Annotated in this window: 15 protein-coding genes; 3 read left to right on the top strand and 12 right to left on the bottom strand. The window is 66.5% G+C overall.

Annotated features, from left to right (window positions below; genetic code table 11):
* Positions 1-33: 33 nt before the first annotated feature.
* Complete coding sequence (locus R5W23_RS03560; protein WP_320685144.1) at positions 34-1,941, bottom strand: hypothetical protein; 1,908 nt, start codon at positions 1,939-1,941, stop codon at positions 34-36.
* Positions 1,942-2,378: 437 nt separating this feature from the next.
* Entirely contained in the window at positions 2,379-4,103 is a 1,725-nt protein-coding gene (locus R5W23_RS03565; protein ID WP_320685145.1) for a transglutaminase-like domain-containing protein, read from the bottom strand.
* A gap of 357 nt (positions 4,104-4,460) precedes the next feature.
* On the opposite strand from R5W23_RS03565, the gene R5W23_RS03570 reads away from it, so the two are divergent.
* Positions 4,461-5,096, top strand: a complete 636-nt coding sequence (locus R5W23_RS03570; protein WP_261190688.1) for a hypothetical protein — start codon at positions 4,461-4,463, stop codon at positions 5,094-5,096.
* A gap of 7 nt (positions 5,097-5,103) precedes the next feature.
* Here R5W23_RS03570 and R5W23_RS03575 read toward each other — a convergent pair whose 3' ends face one another.
* The 3 genes from R5W23_RS03575 to R5W23_RS03585 are packed head-to-tail and all read right to left on the bottom strand — an operon-like array spanning position 5,104 to position 7,727.
* Positions 5,104-5,631 carry a hypothetical protein gene (locus R5W23_RS03575; RefSeq protein WP_320685146.1) on the bottom strand — a complete coding sequence of 176 codons (528 nt, stop codon included), beginning with the start codon at positions 5,629-5,631 and terminating at the stop codon, positions 5,104-5,106.
* Complete coding sequence (locus R5W23_RS03580) at positions 5,624-6,328, bottom strand: hypothetical protein (RefSeq protein WP_320685147.1); 705 nt, start codon at positions 6,326-6,328, stop codon at positions 5,624-5,626. The genes R5W23_RS03575 and R5W23_RS03580 overlap by 8 nt, the downstream gene beginning before the upstream one ends.
* Positions 6,329-6,338: 10 nt before the next feature.
* Positions 6,339-7,727 (bottom strand): HEAT repeat domain-containing protein, encoded by a 1,389-nt coding sequence (locus R5W23_RS03585; RefSeq protein ID WP_320685148.1) that lies wholly within the window; start codon positions 7,725-7,727, stop codon positions 6,339-6,341.
* Positions 7,728-8,670: 943 nt separating this feature from the next.
* On the opposite strand from R5W23_RS03585, the gene R5W23_RS03590 reads away from it, so the two are divergent.
* Positions 8,671-8,919 carry a hypothetical protein gene (locus R5W23_RS03590; protein WP_320685149.1) on the top strand — a complete coding sequence of 83 codons (249 nt, stop codon included), beginning with the start codon at positions 8,671-8,673 and terminating at the stop codon, positions 8,917-8,919.
* 64 nt (positions 8,920-8,983) lie between these two features.
* Here the strand turns inward: R5W23_RS03590 and R5W23_RS03595 are convergent, their stop codons facing one another.
* The 7 genes from R5W23_RS03595 to R5W23_RS03625 form a co-directional block, all read right to left on the bottom strand.
* Positions 8,984-9,844: a hypothetical protein gene (locus R5W23_RS03595; protein WP_320685150.1), complete on the bottom strand. Its 861-nt coding sequence runs from the start codon at positions 9,842-9,844 to the stop codon at positions 8,984-8,986.
* Positions 9,845-9,926: 82 nt separating this feature from the next.
* The gene (locus R5W23_RS03600; protein WP_320685151.1) at positions 9,927-10,721 is read right to left on the bottom strand and encodes an HpcH/HpaI aldolase family protein; all 795 of its coding nucleotides are present in this window, start codon (positions 10,719-10,721) and stop codon (positions 9,927-9,929) included.
* Between the two features lie 184 nt (positions 10,722-10,905).
* Positions 10,906-11,748, bottom strand: a complete 843-nt coding sequence (locus R5W23_RS03605; RefSeq protein ID WP_320685152.1) for a DUF1559 family PulG-like putative transporter — start codon at positions 11,746-11,748, stop codon at positions 10,906-10,908.
* A gap of 155 nt (positions 11,749-11,903) precedes the next feature.
* A complete protein-coding gene (locus tag R5W23_RS03610) occupies positions 11,904-12,320 on the bottom strand; it encodes a hypothetical protein (RefSeq protein ID WP_320685153.1) in 417 nt (138 codons plus the stop codon).
* Between the two features lie 111 nt (positions 12,321-12,431).
* Complete coding sequence (locus R5W23_RS03615) at positions 12,432-12,977, bottom strand: hypothetical protein (protein WP_320685154.1); 546 nt, start codon at positions 12,975-12,977, stop codon at positions 12,432-12,434.
* 214 nt (positions 12,978-13,191) lie between these two features.
* Positions 13,192-13,692, bottom strand: coding sequence for a hypothetical protein (locus tag R5W23_RS03620; RefSeq protein ID WP_320685155.1), 501 nt, complete (start codon positions 13,690-13,692; stop codon positions 13,192-13,194).
* A 151-nt stretch (positions 13,693-13,843) separates the two neighbouring features.
* The gene (locus R5W23_RS03625; protein WP_320685156.1) at positions 13,844-14,032 is read right to left on the bottom strand and encodes a hypothetical protein; all 189 of its coding nucleotides are present in this window, start codon (positions 14,030-14,032) and stop codon (positions 13,844-13,846) included.
* A gap of 179 nt (positions 14,033-14,211) precedes the next feature.
* Between R5W23_RS03625 and R5W23_RS03630 the strand changes: the two genes are divergently transcribed.
* Positions 14,212-14,356: prepilin-type N-terminal cleavage/methylation domain-containing protein (locus tag R5W23_RS03630; protein ID WP_320685157.1), on the top strand; the 145-nt coding region annotated here is incomplete at its 3' end.

Raw genomic sequence — 14,356 nt, forward strand, 5'->3', positions numbered from 1 at the left:
GTCTGACTTCCCCATGAATCGCGGAGAGCCAGTTTAACGTTGTCGCGGCGCGGTGGCGCGGGGCAGGGCCGCGAACCGGCTTGATGAGGCACCCGGAAGCCGGGCGTCGAGCCACGCGGCCGCCCGGTCCGCGTCCCAACCTGCGGCGAAATCGAACCGAACCGCGGCGGTGAACGCGAAAGGCCCGGTCCCCGTCACCTTCTCACGTACCCCGGACTCCAACTCGGCCCACACGCCGTTCGGACCGTCCGCGGCAGGCCACACCGCGACAACCGCATCGTCCGTGGTCTCCCAGCGGAACTCGCCGCACGGGCGGAGGCGGACCTCACCCAGCGTTTCCGCCAGGAACCGCTTCGCGTCGGCCACCGGCGTGTTCCACGGAAACGTGATCTCCGCGAGTTGCGGCTCGGCACCGGTTTCGAGGAACCGCAACTCAATCTCCGGGCGGTCCGCGAGCGGCTCACGCACCAAGCGCCGGCGCTGCTCCGGGTCGGGCGCCACCAGCCGGCATACCAGCCGGTTCCCTTCAGCCGCCCACGTTTCACGATCGAGCATGCGGGCCAACCGTGACGTAAACGGAGCATCGCCACCGCGCCCGTGCCCCCGCCCACGCGGTTCGTCTGCCGGAACCGCGTGGCCCACCAGCACATACCGCCCGGCGAGCCGGGCCAGCCAGGGGAAGTCGTTCTCGGCCAGTTCTTCAGCTCGGTCCAATATCAGCAGTCCGAAAGGCGGTTCGCCGGCAGGCGACGCGAACACCGGATCGACCTTCAAGCTCCCGGGCGTCCCGACGACCACCCGAGGCGGAGCGACCGGAACGGCCCGCGCCGCCTCGGCCGCCTTCTCGCGCGCCGCGGCCAGCGCGGCTTGGGCCGCGCCGTGGTCGTCACCGGGCACCGTTGAAGCGATCACCTTGTTAAGCGCTGCCGATTCGGCCCGTGCCCGTGCGAGTTCGGTCTCGGCCGCGGCGGCCGCGGCGACCGCGGCCGCGCGGCGCGCGGCCAGTTCGTTCGTCAGCAGGGTGTCGCGTGCCGTGCCGTATGCGGTCGCGGAGGCCGTCACGGTCGCTTCCAGCTCGCGTGCCTGCTCGGCGAGCGCGGCGGCCTCGGCCTCAAGCACCTGGATCTGCTTCTCGAGGTCCGCGGGTTCGATCGCCCCGGGCTTCGCCTTCCCGCTGAACCAGCGCGACAGGAACCCGGGCTTACGCAGGGCCTCGGCGTGCAGGTGCCGGGCTTGGTCCAGCGCCGACTGCTTTTCGTCGCGGGCCGCGGTTGCAGCCCGGAGTTCGTCGCTGCGCCGCGCCACCGCCTCGGCGTGGTCGGTGTCGAGCTGCGCCAGCGCCCGAGCGAACGGGGTATCGGTTTCGGTCCGCAAATCGGCCTCAACGCGGTCGCGACGGGCCGTCAGATCGGTCAGACTCGTTTCAAGCCGGGCGAGCGACTCGTTCACCTCGACCAGCCGCGCGATCGCCTTTGCCACCGGCGCGAACGCAGAAACCCGGTCCTCTGCGGCGGCCACCGCCGCCGCAGAGGACCGCTGCAACTGTGCGACTCGGTTGATACCCAATGCCGCAGACGTGACCGCCGCGACGGCGGGCGGTAGCCGGGACGGGCTCTCGTTATCGCCGAGCGCCCGCAGCGCCGCGACCGACGCCGCGCACAGGCGCTCGACGAGCCGGTCCGCCACGCCGGGGTTGGGCGAAAGGACCAGGACGCGATCGGACGCGATCGTGGCGAGATCGAAGATGAACCGTTCACCGGCAGCCGGGTCGGCGTGGACAACGAGCAGGTCGGGGCACGCCGCGGCGCGGGCGGCACAGTAGTGCTCGCTCGGCGCTCGGTCCGCAAGCGGAAGCTCGGCCGAACGGAAGCACGAGAGCGGTAGCTCACCCGCAAGCAAGCGAGTGAGCCACGGGCGGCCGCGATCGCCGGGATCGGTCACAGGATGGCCTTCCCGCGCGGGGGGCGCGCCGGGTCCAGAGGCGGTCGGTCGGGGAACGAGGGTCGCGGTCATCAACGAGCCGTTGCCTTCGTGAGAGAGGTCCGTGCGCGGGCGGGCGGGCGGGTGTGGAGGGGCGGGCGGTTCACGGTCCGTCATGCCGACACCCTGACTGACATCCCGCCCATTCGCACAGCCCACAGTATCAAGAAATTGCTCGCACCGTTAAAAGAACACGCACCAGGGGCGAACGGCGCACCCGGCACCGAAACGCCAGCTCAGCGGACCGGCCCGACGGCTTGCCAAGAGTATAGACGGCCGGTCCCGGCGAAGCTATCGCGCACCAAAAAATCCCGCGCGCGGTATTTGTCGCCCGAGCGTCGGGTTCTTCGGAAGCATTACGGCGCGACGGGCATCCCCCACCGCACCAACCGCCCGCCTCAAGGTTCGACCGCCATCACTTTCACGGCCGGCTTCGCCGACAGAACGCGGAGCACCGGGAGCAGCGGCGCGAACGTCTTTTCGTCGTGCCAACTGTGGTCCGCGATTTTCAGGTGCCCCGGGCCGACCCCGCCCATCCCGAGCGTCGCGTCGAGCGGCAGCCACTGGCCCTCCGCAAACACCTCGAACCACATGTGATACGCCAGATACGGCTTACCGTCTTTTGCGGGCGCGTAAACCAGCCCGAGTACCGTCCGCGCCGGCACACCGACCGCCCGGCACATCGCCGCCGACAGCATTGCGTACTCGGTGCAGTCCCCGCTAAGCGTTTTCGCCACGTTGTCGGCGGTCGCCATCGCCTGCGAGAACTCGAACGCCTTCATGTTCCGGTTCACCCAGCGCTCAACGGCGACCGCTTTATCCCAATCGGTCGTCGCCGCGGGTAGCCCTCTGGTCGCGGCGGCGGCGTGCGCCTTCACCCCGCCGTTGTCCCAGTTGATGAAGTAGTTGCTCGCGGTAAACTCGGCGCCCGGTGCGGGCTGCGCGGCGACGCCCCTCACCGGGCCGTGGGACGCCGACACGCTCAGCTCAAACGTCTTCGCTTGCGCGTCGAGGTTCTTAACGACCTGTCGCCCGTCCGCCGGGAACAGGGTGCCCGCGTCGTCGTCCTTCGGGGCCGACACTTTATAGACGGCACTCTTACGGCTGTGTATTCCCGGAATTTCGCGATCCAGTCGGATGGATTGCGCGTTGAATAGTTCGACGGGCCGCGTCACGTCGGCCGTTGCCGCTTCGCGCGTGGTGCGGAGGAACGTGACCTTCCCGCCGAACCCCGGGAAGTCGAACTCCATCTTCAGCGGCTCGAACGTTTCGGCGTCCACCCAGGTCGTCGCGGGCGGCAGCTTGAACGTGCCCACCGGTTCCATCTTCGAGACGTAGCGGAGGAGCTTCCGGGCTGGTTCCTTAGCCCACAGCGTTGCGGTCTCTTCGGCCTCGAGCGCCACTGTCATCTTCACGACGCGGTTGATGACGCCGATGTACGACGGGTAGTCGAACGACTCGCCCGGTTTGAGTTGTTTCTCTTTAAACAGTGCCGGCTCGCGCACGCACCCCACCACGCCCTCGGGCCACGGGGTGTCGGACGCCCCCTTCGCGGCGCCTTCGCCGGTTACCTTCAGCGTCTTACCTTCAACGGTTCCGTTCAGCACGAGCGCCTGGTTGTGGCCGATCCCCTGGCGCATCCCGGTGAGGAACACGGCCCCTGTAGGACTCTCGACGGACGACTCCTCGGCCCACTGGCCCACCCGCTCGCCGAACCGCGACACGGTGAACTTCTGGTACTTCACCCCGACGAGCAGGTCCCGCCCGTTCTTCTTGGTCGCCTTGGCGCCCCACTGTACGTACCCGATCCGCTGGCCATCCACCGCAGCCGCAAACCAGTAATCGAACGCCACGTCGGCGTCGAGCTTCGGCGCGCCCGGCGGTGGCACCTGTAACGCCCCCGCGGGCAATGTGGTTTTGGCGGGGAGCGTCGGGGTGGCGAGCGCCGGCCCCGAAAGGGAGGGCGGCTTCCCGTTGGGCCGGATGACCAGGAACCGAGCTTCGTCGAACTTCTCTTCGCCGGACTTCTGAGGGCGGATGACGATGTTGGGCTGCGCGGCCGCCACGGCGGCGCAGCACCCGAACAGGAGCGCGAACGGCGGCGCGAAGTTCGGCAGTTTCATGGCGGTGGTCCCTCAAGCTCCGGGTGCTCCGGCCTGTCGTCCTTGATTAGATCGGACGCCGGGGAGGCGGCGTTAGCTCGTTTTTCGGTTTCGCGCCGCGGCGGGGGGCGGTCGTCCGCGCCAGTGCCTCGATCATACACCGACGGACCAATCGGAACACCCGGAGTTGGCGCCATTTCTCGCGCGCCGGGCTTGTCGGTGGTCTATAATTCCGGCGGCACGGACGCCAGCGGCGCGAATTGGGTAGTAAGCTGAATTACTCGAAGCTCTCCCCCAAGACGCCGACCGCCACGACGCGACACCACTGATTCAGATTCTTGGGTTCTTCCAGAACCGTTGTCGCAGCGAGGTGTCCCCGTGACTCCTGACCGGATGGCCACTCACCTGTCGGTGAATTCGTACGGCTCGTTTCTACTCACGGACGCGATCCGGCCCGGGGTCGGGCTGCCGGTGCGCCCCCGCGAGGGCTACCGCATCGACGTGTACCGCGACCGCACCGCGCAACTGCGGCTGCCGATGCTCTCGGCGTCGGTGTCCGCGGAGCGGCTGTTCGAAACGTTCCTCGCGCTGCTCGAGCCGCTGGGCGAAGTGGTTCACGTGGTGCTCGAAAGTAGTCACGGGACAGCCAACGACGTCCACCTCGACTTGCGCCGAGAGCACATCGATCGCTCGGTGCTCTCGAGTCACTTTTGTGATTTCGAGGAGCTGCTCACGCACGACGGCTGCACGGGTGTCGCCGTGATGGCGGCCCGCCGGGCGATGGAAGTGCAGTTCGACGAGCACAAGCTGCTGCACGTGTACGCCCGGAACCTGAAGCCGTTCCGGCGCATCCTCCGCGCGAACGGGGTGCGCCGCCGGGCTGTGCTCCCGCTGATCTCCGAGGCCGAGCACCTGCACCACACCACAGGCCACTTCGCGGAAGACTTTCGCCAGTTCGCCCTGCGGGTCGGCGTCGGCGACTTCGACCGCGTCTTCAGCGACGAGCGCGAGTGAGCCGCAATCAGGTCGCGAGTCTTGCGGCGATCAGGAAATCGGTCAGCCGCTCGTAAGCGTCTCTCGGTGTAATGTTGCTCGGGGCCGGCTTCGCGGTTGTATGCCAGCCGTGAGCCGCCCAGTCTCTGAACTTGATGATGTCCTTCACGAGGCCGCGGGGTCCCCCACCAACGCTCCCGTACAGCTCAACCAACTCATCGAACGTCCACCTCTCCGCACGACTTTCGACACGGTCTCGAAGGGAGTGAAGGAACGGCGGCCCGTCAGAAATCATCACCGGCAGCGAACTCGTCAAATGGGTCCGCAGCGTGCGCTCAAACACGGTAGCCAAGTCCAGCACAGCCAATCGATCTAGGGTCTCTTTCGCGTCATCAATTGCCGACAGCTTCGCGCCAGGATCGAGAGGGAACAGGTTCGTGTGCTTGCTCAAGAACGCAGTGCTGAGTGTCGGGTCGCGCGCGGCTCGCTGCGTCACCCGCATGCAGTCGAGCGTGAGCTGGTACCACGCCCAAATGGGATCCAGAGGGTTAGCCATCAAGACACACACGGGCGAGCTTCAGGAAGCTGTCCCTGTCGAGTTGGTATCTCAGATTCGGGCCACAGCCGGGGAAAAGTACGAGTCCGTCGTAAACCCAGTCCGCCTTCGAGGTGTGCCTGTCCGGCTCAAGACAATAGAGGTAGATCGGCCCGCCCGGCCCCCTGAGGTCGGCCCGTCCGATCGCCTTTCGAGTCGCCGAGGCTCGTTCCACCCAGCTCGGGTTGACAACCCATCCGGCGACTGGCCTGACCCACATAAGCGAACCTTGACTCTTTATTTCGAGTGCCGGCAACGTGTACCGCCCGCTCCGCTCTTCGTTCAGCTCAACCTCGCTGTCGTTGACGCTCGCCCCGGGTATGCCATCGCTCCACACGCGCGCATCTGCGATGAGGGCGTGAACGGCCTCGCGCCACACACCGTTGTGGGCGAGTGAGTCCTTCATGCGGCTGAGTTTGGAGTCGAATTTACTGCTGCCGCGCAATTCTTCATACGAAACCGGTTCCTCCGCCTGCCGATCGCCGTTTCGGATAACAAGAACGAGTTCGCGCGGGGGCTGATCCGTGCGCAGCTCCCAGCTCGCAACGGCGTCTTCGTAAGCCGCTCCGATGATCCGCTGAATGTCCGGCTCGTGAGCCCGTGCGGCAGGCGCGAGGATCGCGTTCTGCACCAGGGCCGGACTGTACTTCACGTTCATCGCTCGCCTCCTACGGCAGCGGGATGTCCTTGAACTCGAACGCCACTTCGTGGGTCACCGTGTGCCACTCGGTGAGCACTAGCTTGGTCGGCGGGCCGAACTTCGGCCCGGGCTGGCCGGTGCGGCGGTCCTCCGACCCGAACATCATCACCGCCTGGAACCCGCCGGGGCTGTGGTTGCTCGACTGTAAACCGTAGCTGAAGTACCGCGTGCCCTTCTCGTCCGTCAGCTCGATGCGCTGGGGGATGGCGTTGGCCCACATGTAGTCGTCTCCGCGGCGCGGGTCTACGGGCATGCGGTTCTTCGCGGTCACGCTCACCATAAACGTGCCCTTGTTGTTCGCGTCCTCGTCGCACGATGTCAGCTCCAGATCGACGCTCCGGCCGGCGAACGACTTCTTTTTCACTTTCAGCGGGTCCGCGATCACCAGTTCCGGAGATGTGCCCGAGAGGAGTTCGATCCGGGCCGTCGCCTTGAGCGATTTGATGCTGGTCGCCCCGCGGTCGGCGCGGGCCAGGTTCACGCTCATCCCCTGCGTGTGCGAGCGGTTCCCGCGGCTGTAGTAGCCCGACCGGTACTCGAAACCGTTGCGCTCGCGCGGCGGCACCAGCGACCCGCCCAAGTTGTCGACCGCAGACAGTAGCTCCACCTGCGAGATGCCGAGCATCGGGTTCTTGGGCTCCGAGTTCACCTGGAAGTTCAGGTTCAGGTACTCGTGAACGCGCTCGCCGCCGCCGCGCTTGCTGATCCCAGACAGTTGCACGTTGCGGCTGGAGTTGATGTTGGTCGCCATGAACCGGAACGGGCCGGGGTACGTGACGTACGGGTTCGCGCCGTCCTGGTTGAAGACCCGCACCGTGCTGTCGTCGTAATCGGTTTGTACGGTAGCCCCGGCCGCGTTGGCGACCGTGTCCACCGCCTGCCAGAACGGGGCGTCGCTGAACTCGAACGAGTGCTTCGCATCGGACGCCGCGCCGAACTCGATCCGGTAGCCAGTCTGCCGGGCGATGTCCTCGAAGATCTGCTTGGCGGTGCGGCCCTTCGCGCTCAGGGTGACGCGCTTCGGCGCGACGAGCCGCTCGTGGTCCATCTTGCGGACCAAGACCGACAACCGGCGCAGCACCTCGGGGTCGTCCGTGTTGTTGAGGACGCGGCGCATGTAAGGGAGCGCCCGCTCCCCTCGCTCGGCCAGTTCGCGCCCGGCCCGCTCGCGGGTGCGCCAGTCGTCCGAGCCCAACTCCTTGAGCAGCTTTTCGGTGTCGGCGTCGCCGGGGCCGTCGGCGACAAGGGGCATCGCGGGCGCAGTGGTCGTTAAGAAGAGACCCTCTTTTCCTCTGGCCGCAAGCGCCGCTCCGAGCAGCAGCAGCCCCAGAACCGCGATGACGGCTGCCCTGCGCATGTGGTGCCCCGTGAGCCAGTCAGAGGAGTTATTCGGAACGCAGCGCGAACACGGATTCTAGCCTAGCAGCGGATAACAACGGCCTCAAGGACCCAGCGATCGAACTGACGCGCAGCTTTGTAAAAAAGCGTTCAAGTCTGACATCACTCGCAACTGTTCTTATTGGGTAGGTTGTAACACATCAGCGGGTCTCGATGACACTTAGGGCGTGCGGTGAGTCGAAAAGGGCCGTTCCGAGCGGCGGCATAATCCGTTTCAACAGCAGGAACGGCATCCGTACAGGCTCGGGGCGGTGTGAGGAATTGCGTGAGAAGTGACGGTGACGCAGCGTTCTGGTTATAACGGCCGCCACGTCCGGACCGCGCACCGCAACTTCGGTGCGGGATGTCATCTCGGCGCAGTTTCGCTATCATCGCGCTCGGTGGGACGTTCGCATTTGAGGCACCGCGTGATTCGCTTCAACTGTCCGCACTGCAACCGCTACTACGAACTGCACCCGGCGATGGCGCACCTTCCGCTGCTGTGCAAACAGTGCGGTGAGCGCATCACGCCACCGGAAGCCGTGCCGGAGTCGCCACCGCCCGCACCCGTGTCGGCGAAAGCGAAACCCGTGCCGCCGGCCGTAGCAGTAGTTGCACCGCCGCCGAAAGCCGAGCTGGCTGTAGAACCGCGTGTGGTACCTCTGCCGAAAAACGGAGAGGGTGATGGTGTTTTGGTTGCTCAGCGGCACGTGTCACCGGACGTCGGGTTCACGGCTCCGAGCGTGACTGACGCCAGCCGGCCCGAACCTGACGCGCCCAGTGGTCCGAAACGCCCGCGTCCGGCAACGCCCGCGAGCGAACCGGACAATGGTGCGCCCCTCCCGGCTCCGACGGAGCGACGCCGGACGCGGCCCGTTACGGTCGAGCCGGACGCGCCATCCGAGACGAAGGGCGCGTCAACATTGCTTCCCTTTATTGCGGACCTGGTGGCGTTTGTGGTGTTGATTGGGAGCGGGATGCTCCTGGGCGAACTCCTCGTGCGGAAGTCCACCGGGCAAGTGGTGTCCGAAGCCGGATCGGCGCCGAAGTTCCCGCCCGTCGAGTTGTTGCTCTGGGCCGCGCCGCCGGTGATGCTCGCGCTCGTGTACCTGCTGCTCAGCGGGCGCCAGCAAAGCTTCGGGGCGTGGGTGCGGCGTCGGACTGCCAACTAGAAGGCGTCGAAAGGACGGTGACCGTTCCCGCCTCTTCGACGCACGGCTTCGAATTGCTCTGTTGTTAGCGCGGGCGCCCGGCTTCGGCGGCGATGGACGGGCGGCGCGCGGTGGCGCTGATCGGCGGCAGTTCCGACGCCCCCCCCGGGCTCACCTGATGCGCCCGGACGGCGAGCACACGCTGCCGCGGGTGACCGTTCGCCTGAACTCCGAACAGCGCGGCCCCGATCGTGTCGGGTTGGTCTGATCGGCACCCGATCAGCAGGTACTCGTTCCGCCCCAGTGAGACATCGAACGCGAGCGCCGGGTACGGCGCGAGCGGCACCCCTTCGTGCTTCACGAGTTCCGTACCGTCGGCCGACGGGCGGAGCCATTCCCGCTTCACGCCGTGCTGTATCTGGGGTTCGCAGGTCACACGCACCCGCTGGTCTGGGAGCGGTTCCGGGCGCACCAGCACCCCGCACCGGGTCTGCTTCAGCACCACCGTTGTGCGCCGGCCCGCCAGATCCGCCAAGAGCCCGAACTCGCTTTGCTCGTGCGGGCCGCTGGTGGGCAGCACCTCTTCCTTCCGGTTGGCGAACGTCAGGCGGCGCCCGAGTGGCGACTCCGAGTCCGACTCGAGCAGCGTTTGGAACTTGGACGGGAGCGTGCCCGCGAGCACGCCGACCCGCAACCCGTTCTCGCTCAGGAGCACCTGCGTTTCCGGTGCCCCGACCGGGCGGGCCGTGGCCCACAGGTCGCGGTCGAGGAACCGGTCCCCGAGGGGCCGCTCGAGGATGACGTACTCCAGGCACGTGCCCTCGGCCTGCTGGACCGGTGCGAGCGAGCGAGCGACCGAGGTCGCCGGAGCGCGGTCGCCGCGGGCGAGGAAACACCCGCTCGCAGCCGCGCACCCGAGTACGATCACGAAACACGCCCGCCGCATCGGTACCGAGCCCACCGCCAGACAAAGGTTTCCGGCGGCATACCCGCACCGCGGGCGGTGGTCAATCCCGATCTAACGCGGCTCAGTACTTTGCCAGATCCCCGCCCTTGCCCAGCCCCAGCCCGTCCACGACCTGTTTCGCGCCGTCGGCCATGAACTTGAGTTCGCTGTTGACCGCGACGAACTGCCACCCGTCCGCGATGCGCGCCTTCGCCTCCTCGATGCTGAACGTGTGGATCCCGGCCGGCACGCCGATCCGTTTCGCGCCCGCGAGGATGTCGGCCAGCGCCTGCTGGAACACGTCCGCCGCCGGCGGCCGGCCGGTGGGGTCGCGCATGCTCGCCGCGAGGTCGTTCGGCCCGACGAACACCGCGTCCACCCCGGGCACGGAGTACACCTCGTCGAAGTTGCGCACGGCCTGGATGTGCTCGCACTGGAGCACGATCAGGATCTCGTCGTTCGCCTTTGCGTAGTACTCCACGGGGGAGGCGCCGAAGTTGAGCGCGTGAACGCTCCCGCCCACGCTCCGCGTCCCGAACGGCGGGTACAGGCACGCGCTGACCGCGTCCTGCGCTTCCTGGCGGGTACACACCATCGGCACGACGACCCCGAACCCGCCGTTGTCGAGCACCCGTTTGATGTGGTCGTGCCGGTTCGACGGGACGCGGACCAGCGGCACGCACCCCGCGTCCGCGATGGACGCGATCATGTGCGTCGTGGTCTCGACGTTCACCAGCGAGTGCTCGACATCCACGGTGAGCCAGTCGAACCCGGCCCGGGCGAGGAAGCGGGCCGCGGTAATGTTGCCCAGGGAGAGCCAGGTGCCGACGCTCGGCTGGCCGGCCTTCAGGAGCCGCTTGACGGGGTTGGTGCGCATGGGGCGTTCCGGGAGATCGGGTTACGCACCTGTTGTATCCGCTATTACGGACACCGGCGGGTGAGTTGGGGCGGGTCCGGAGTGTGCTTTAAAGGGGCCGGCACACTTGTCCGCGGATTAGAGTGCGAACAGCGTGAATTTGTCCGTGATACCAATTGTTCTGTGCGCACCGATTGCGCGGCACTTATCGTTCGTCCAGGACCTCGCCACCGTTTGGCGTTATGGCGCCCCAATAAATCGTTTCGGCGATCGAAGGCGAGACGGTTCCGACGGACCCGTCCGCGCGGGCAACAATCATCCCGCCCCGGTGCGGGGTCTGCGCGAGGGACGGATCGCACCTCTCGGCGAACGGCATCAGCAGAACCTGAAACGTCACGACTCCTCGACTGCCGCGACTGACGGGCGGGGCCGCCGATGTCATGGGGTAAACGTCATTCAAGTTGCGTCCGCCGGCGACCGGGCCGCCGTCGGCGAACGTCGCTCGCCGCGCGACGACGGCCACATCGGTGTACGTGTACTCGGTGGCCGTGTCCGCGCACCGGGCGAACCGCTCCGCCAGCAGTACGGTGTTCGAGGTGCCGTCCGTGAACGTCGCGGCCAGCGAGGGCGAGCCCTCGAGCGCGAACGCGTTGACGGCGTAGCTGGTCAGGGTGGCGAAGGAGACGTCGGGGGTCAGCGTCGGGTCCGCCGGGCTGCGGTAGACGGGACAGACGTAGTTGAACGCCCGGTTCTCGCGCCGGAGCCGGTACAGCGCGTCCTGCTCGACGTAGGGGAGAACGAAATCGAACGGAGAGTCGATCGGGTGGTTAATGCTCCCCTTTCCCGCATCAATCGAGGGGAGGCGCCCGTCGTGCGTGTTCGCCACGTTGTGAAGGGCCAGGGCGATTTGTCGCATGTTGTTCGAGCTGCGCATGCGCACCGCGGTTTCGCGGACCTTCTGGACCGCGGGGAGAGGGAGGCCGATCAGCACCGAGAGGATCGCGATGACGACCAAAAGCTCGATCAGAGTGAACCCGTTGCGGCGCATGTCGCTCCCCTCCGTGGAACTTGTGGCGCGTTGGTCCGAACCCGCCGTTGTCGAGCACCCGCTTCCGGTCGAAGAACCGGGCCGCGGTAACGTTGCCCACTGGCGACGTAGACGCCGCGTTGCGTTTGACCTGTGGGAAGCAGCCGACGCCGCAGCTACACTACGGCGTCCGGGACCGGCCCGTCGTACCCGCGGCCGAAGCACACCGGGTGCTTCGGCGGCAGGTGCTCGTCGCACCGATACCGCCCGGCCACGACGGCCCCGCGACTGATCCGCGTCGGGGTCAGTTCGGTGGCGTTCTCCAGGTCGTATACCCACCGATTGCACACCGCACACCGACCGACGGCCGGCTTGCCCTCCAGCGGGACGAGGGACATCGACTCCCACTCCACCCGCACGTCCGGCCGCTCCCCGCTCAGCACCGCCGCCAATGCCGCGAGCACGGCCTTGCGGATTTGCTCATCCGCTTGCAACGGTAATAAGGCGCGGCGGGCAACCTCGGGGTCCTGATCGACGAGGAAGGAGATCGTTAGAAGCGTCGTCTCAGTTGCCAACTGATGCCCCCCGCGCATTCGCGCCTTCCGCTGCCGAACGAACAGCCCACCTGCACCGCCACCATCGGATGAACGATGCGTCCCGAATCAGCGGCTTGCGTCAGGTGCGGCGGCGGGTTCGGCCCAATGCTACTCCTTGCCGAGAACCAAGTCTACAACCCAGCAGCCGCGGACATGCGGACCGGAGCCGCGGCAGTGCTCTAAAATCTGCTCATCCTCGCACCCAGCGTCCTGCAGAACATCGGCCAGGATCGGCATCGCCGAAAACCGCCGAGACCTGTACGCATGATGTGCCAAGCCCGCTGCGACCTCGGTCCGCCACTCTTGGGATAAGGAGACGGGTCGGAAAGGGTTGCCGAAAACGTCCCGGCACACCTCGGCCATCCGCTTCAACCGTCGGGTGTTGTCCCAGTCCTGGTCGATCAGAATTTCCACGACCTCCGCCAAATAGTCGTGTGCTCGGACGATTTCCCCGTCGGCGGCCAACCCGGTAACGCACTGACAGCGGTTCGCAGCCGCGCCCATGAGGTAGCCGGCCCCAGGGGCCAACCCACCAGGGTCGTTGGACGCGATCTCTCCATCCGTCACCCGTTCGGACCACTCGACCGTCGACCGGCTGAAGCGGCGTTCCGCCATCAGAGCGCGGTCCAACCGGCAGAGGGCGATCGCCGCCATCGCCAGTTGCCTACCGGTTGCCCGGCCTCGGACGTAAGCGACCAGCGAAGTGGGGTCCGTGGCCGCCAACCAGTCCTGCTCCGTCACGCGGTGCGCCCTCTGTGCCGAACAAACAGCCCACCTGCACCGCCACGCCCCGAGCTGCGGTGCATCGCGATACCCCGCGGCAGTGCCAGGTGCCGCGTCGGGTTCGGCGTGCTTGTGGTGCCAGCCGCTACCGGACCCGCTTGAAGTACTCGCGGATGCCGCCGATCTGGGTCGTCACCCAGTACGCGTCCGGGCCGTCGAACTGGATGACCGTGAACTCGCTCAGTTCCATCACGCCGTCCAGCGGCGACGGCTTGTCCTTCATCTCGCGGATGACGACCGAGTGCTTGTCCTTGCCCAGCACGGCGTACCGGTACGTCTCCGCTTGGCCGTTGAGGTCGGCCGTGAAGGCCGTCGCGGTGTACGTCACCCGCAGCTTGCCGAACAGGGTGCGGAGGGCGGCCTCCTGCTTGTCGTCCACCGGCTTCCGCTCCCGGATGCCGGCGACGGTCCGGTCGGCGTCGGACTGCCAGGAGCCGAGCAGCCGGTCGTCGGTCATGCGGGTGAGTCGAACGGGGGCCGCAACCGCCACCACCAGAGCGGCGAGCAGACAGGCGGCCATGCCCATCGACGCGATGGCAACCCATTTCCACCGCCGCGACGACTGCTCGCCTTTACCCACCTGCATTGCGGCTCCCTCGCCGAACCAGCATTTGGTCTGCCGAAGGAACGCCCCGCAGCGCCAAGCCTGATACCAAACCTAAAGACTTATACCGGAATAGTGACGTAAAGACAGCATCAGTCGGCCAAGAAAGATGGCGCGAACCATGAGTAGCGGATCACCTGTTCTGCCCCGCGTTCCCCGGATGTTTGCTCGGCCGGTTCCAGAGGAGAACGCCGAACACGGCCAGATTCATTTCGCGGGAGAGGACGATGCGGAGCGCGAGCATGCCGTCAACCGGCGTGCCGTCCACATCGACGCGGTAGAACGCCAAATCGCGCAGCGCGGCGTCGAGCCGGCCCGCCACGCGATCGCCCGCAGAACATTCACTTTCCGCACGTCACACCGACTGAACGCAATCGCATTTCAGAAAAAACCGACCTTCGGTATCTTACGACTTCAAACCGTTATGCAGCGCGTGTAGCGCAGGTAGCTGAAGCCTCAGACACCAAATAATCAAATTAAAACTTGAAAATGATAGCAACAATGGCAATTCGACCGCGATTCGCGTTCACGCTTCTTGAATTGCTGGTAGCGATCGCGATTGTTGCAGTGCTTCTCGCGTTACTACTACCAGCCGTGCAAAAGGTGCGCACGGCTGCACAACGGGTAGAAAACTCGAACGCGATTA

This window comes from Gemmata algarum (genome assembly GCF_034097035.1).
GTDB classification, from domain to species: domain Bacteria; phylum Planctomycetota; class Planctomycetia; order Gemmatales; family Gemmataceae; genus Gemmata; species Gemmata algarum.

What these genes read in the sequence shown, in the direction of transcription:
- R5W23_RS03615 (WP_320685154.1), bottom strand. Translation starts at nt 12,977, where the DNA reads ATGGCGGCGATCGCCCTCTGCCGGTTGGACCGCGCTCTGATGGCGGAA.
- R5W23_RS03565 (WP_320685145.1), bottom strand. Translation starts at nt 4,103, where the DNA reads ATGAAACTGCCGAACTTCGCGCCGCCGTTCGCGCTCCTGTTCGGGTGC.
- R5W23_RS03600 (WP_320685151.1), bottom strand. Translation starts at nt 10,721, where the DNA reads ATGCGCACCAACCCCGTCAAGCGGCTCCTGAAGGCCGGCCAGCCGAGC.
- R5W23_RS03575 (WP_320685146.1), bottom strand. Translation starts at nt 5,631, where the DNA reads ATGGCTAACCCTCTGGATCCCATTTGGGCGTGGTACCAGCTCACGCTC.
- R5W23_RS03595 (WP_320685150.1), bottom strand. Translation starts at nt 9,844, where the DNA reads ATGCGGCGGGCGTGTTTCGTGATCGTACTCGGGTGCGCGGCTGCGAGC.
- R5W23_RS03585 (WP_320685148.1), bottom strand. Translation starts at nt 7,727, where the DNA reads ATGCGCAGGGCAGCCGTCATCGCGGTTCTGGGGCTGCTGCTGCTCGGA.
- R5W23_RS03580 (WP_320685147.1), bottom strand. Translation starts at nt 6,328, where the DNA reads ATGAACGTGAAGTACAGTCCGGCCCTGGTGCAGAACGCGATCCTCGCG.
- R5W23_RS03620 (WP_320685155.1), bottom strand. Translation starts at nt 13,692, where the DNA reads ATGCAGGTGGGTAAAGGCGAGCAGTCGTCGCGGCGGTGGAAATGGGTT.
- R5W23_RS03610 (WP_320685153.1), bottom strand. Translation starts at nt 12,320, where the DNA reads ATGCGCGGGGGGCATCAGTTGGCAACTGAGACGACGCTTCTAACGATC.
- R5W23_RS03605 (WP_320685152.1), bottom strand. Translation starts at nt 11,748, where the DNA reads ATGCGCCGCAACGGGTTCACTCTGATCGAGCTTTTGGTCGTCATCGCG.